Source organism: Chondromyces apiculatus DSM 436 (assembly GCF_000601485.1).
GTDB lineage: Bacteria > Myxococcota_A > Polyangia > Polyangiales > Polyangiaceae > Chondromyces > Chondromyces apiculatus.
This window is the reverse complement of record NZ_ASRX01000159.1, coordinates 1-2,179: the sequence shown is the minus strand read 5'-3', so window position 1 is coordinate 2,179 and position 2,179 is coordinate 1. Positions and strand designations below refer to the sequence as shown.

Annotated in this window: 2 protein-coding genes; one reads left to right on the top strand and one right to left on the bottom strand. The window is 67.2% G+C overall.

The window, feature by feature from the left end:
* Positions 1-216 precede the first annotated feature (216 nt).
* A complete protein-coding gene (locus CAP_RS43220; RefSeq protein WP_044252676.1) occupies positions 217-1,251 on the bottom strand; it encodes a polymorphic toxin type 44 domain-containing protein in 1,035 nt (344 codons plus the stop codon).
* 160 nt (positions 1,252-1,411) lie between these two features.
* On the opposite strand from CAP_RS43220, the gene CAP_RS43215 reads away from it, so the two are divergent.
* The gene (locus tag CAP_RS43215) at positions 1,412-2,140 is read left to right on the top strand and encodes a dienelactone hydrolase family protein (RefSeq protein ID WP_044252673.1); all 729 of its coding nucleotides are present in this window, start codon (positions 1,412-1,414) and stop codon (positions 2,138-2,140) included.
* Positions 2,141-2,179 lie beyond the last annotated feature (39 nt).

Genomic DNA, 2,179 nt, shown 5'->3' with positions numbered 1-2,179 from the left:
GGGGGAGGCGGGGGAGGCGGCGGTGAGGAGGAGGTCTTCGAAGGGTTTGAAGAGCTGGTCGAGGATGGGCTGGGTGTCGACCCAGGCGCGGCCGGCAGGGCCGTTCCAGAGGGTGGTTTGCTCGTCGTCGGGCTGGGCAGGGAGGGGCATGAGGGGGTCCTGGGTTGCGTTCAGGGGGTGGAGGCCGGTGATTCGAGGGGGCGGCGGGGGGCGCGATTACTGTTTCTTGCAGTCGATGTAGAATTGCTTGTCCAGGAACAGGTCGTTCTGGCGGAGGCCGTTCAAGATCAGGGGGTAGATGGCCCGTCGCTTTGCGTCCAGATCGAGGGAGCCCTGGCGGGAGACAGAGGCTCGGATGTCCCAGCCGAGGCGGGTGGCGGCCTGGTCGGCGGCGCTGTCGCCGCGTGGGTCGTTGCCGGCGAGGCCGTTGAGCCTCTCGGCCGTGAAGCCGGCGGTGTTGCCGATGTAGCCGTAATGGATGTTCGACCAGACGTCGTAGAAGTAGACGCGCTCGTTGTTCTCGATGCGGTTGCGCTCTCCCCAGGTGGGGCTGAACAAGGGCTTGAGGTCGAACTCGCTCATGTTTTCGAGGTAGGAGCCGTCCGTGCCCGCAGCCCACAAGCCGCCCCAGTCATTCTTGCGCTCCGCGGGGAAGCCCAGGGTGGTCATGACCTCGTCCGACTTCGCAGGGGGCCACGCTTGCATGTCCAGGACCGCAGGGTGGGTTTCGTTCTGGTGCAGGAGGGTGATCAGGTAGAAGAGGGGGGATTCGAGGACGTCGACTTCGAAGAGGATCTCCCGGCCATAGGTGGTGCTGCGCGCAGGCGCTCCCTTGTTCTTGATGTCCGCTGTCTTCAATTTGAGGCGGCCGACGGCGTAGCGGGCGGTGTAGCGGAAGGTGGCGGTCGCGGGGGGGTCTGCCCAGATGAAGACGGTGACGTGGGGGGAGGCGTACTCGGCTTCGGTGATGGGGAACTCGGCGATCTGCTCGGCTTGGCGGTTCCAGGCGAATTCGTGGGTCGAGGTGACGGCGTAGGAGTTGCAACCGTCGTCGGCGTGGCGGACGGCTTCGCTGTCCCAGAAGACGGCGCATTTGATGGTGATCGGGTCGGGGTAGGTGGGGGGTTTGGCGCCCCTGCGCGCGCGGATGGCGAGGCACGGGGGGCAGGGCTGGGTGTCACCCTTCGGAGCGGCGTCGCCTGCTTCGGGGGATTGCTGCATTTGCTCGCGCTGCTCTTGGGTGATGTTCATGCCGGACCTCGCTGCATGGGCATGCGTGCAGGGAGACCGCGGTGGACCCCCTCCGTGGGGAGCATGGTAGGGACGCGCGGTGGATGGGTGTCAAGCCAGGGGGGCATGTGCGCTGCGGAAGGGGTGCTCGGCGCTCGGCGGAAGGGGTACGCTCGTGGGTATGCAAAGCGATGTGACGTTCGTGTGCAACGATGGGCACCGGATGGGCGGGGTGCTGGCGCTGCCCGAGGGGGAGGGGGGAGCGGAGGGGGCGGAGAGGAAGAGGCGGCCAGGGGTGCTGCTCATCCACGATATTTTCGGGCTGGGGGAGGAGATGAAGCGGGTGGCCAGGGAGCTGGCAGAAGATGGGTATGCGGTGCTGATTCCCAGCCTGTATGACCGGGGGAACAAGGTGATCTGCGTGGCGCGGACGATCCAGGCGATGGCGAAGGGGGAGGGGCAGGCGGTGGAGGATCTGGAGGCGGCGCGACGGTGGCTGGCGGAGAGGGAGGAGGTGGATGCAGATCGGCTGGGGGTGATCGGGTTCTGCATGGGTGGGGCGTTCACGCTGATCCTGGCGACGCAGGGGAAGTATCAGGCGGCGGCGCCGTTCTATGGGCAGGTGCCGGAGAAGCTGCCGAGGGCGTGCCCGGTGGTGGGGAGCTTCGGGAGGCGGGATGGGTCGCTGCCCGGGGCGGCGGCGAAGCTGGAGAGGCAGCTCGAGGTGCTCGGGGTGGAGCACGATGTGAAGGAGTATCCGGAGGCGGGGCACTCGTTCTATACGCGGCCGGAGAACTTCTTTGCGGAGAAGGTGGGGCCGCTGCTGCCGCTGCACGCGGAGTATGACGCGCCAGCGGCGCAGGATGCGCGGGAGAGGGTGGTGGCGTTCTTCAAGAAGCACCTGGGGTGAGGAGGGAGAGGGTGAGGGGGGGAGGTGAGGGGGGGCCTT

What these genes read in the sequence shown, in the direction of transcription:
- CAP_RS43220 (WP_044252676.1), bottom strand. Translation starts at nt 1,251, where the DNA reads ATGAACATCACCCAAGAGCAGCGCGAGCAAATGCAGCAATCCCCCGAA.
- CAP_RS43215 (WP_044252673.1), top strand. Translation starts at nt 1,412, where the DNA reads ATGCAAAGCGATGTGACGTTCGTGTGCAACGATGGGCACCGGATGGGC.